Consider the following 275-nt stretch of genomic DNA (forward strand, 5'->3'; position numbering starts at 1 on the left):
CTATTCCAGGCCCTGTATCTAAAATTGAGAGTTTTACTCGATTATCAAAGCACTCAACATTAAAACTTAATTTACGTATTATTGCGCCATTCATAGCTTGGCTCGCGTTAGTTATTAAGTTAACCAACACTTGCTCAAATTTAAGTGAATCAACCCACACTATTAACCCACTATCTAAATTAGGCTGCTCTACGTGTACGTTATCTTGTTTTAGTTGTGAGCTGGCAATCATCAAGGCGTTATTTAATAAACCAGCTAACGGATAAGGCCTTAAT

1 pseudogene is annotated in these 275 nt (G+C 36.4%); it reads right to left on the reverse strand.

The features are described from left to right. Nucleotides 1–275 (reverse strand): annotated as a pseudogene (locus AAEY83_RS14845) (hypothetical protein); the annotation flags it as partial.

This window comes from Psychrobacter sp. TB20-MNA-CIBAN-0197 (genome assembly GCF_040309765.1).
In the GTDB taxonomy this organism is placed as follows: Bacteria; Pseudomonadota; Gammaproteobacteria; order Pseudomonadales; family Moraxellaceae; genus Psychrobacter; species Psychrobacter submarinus.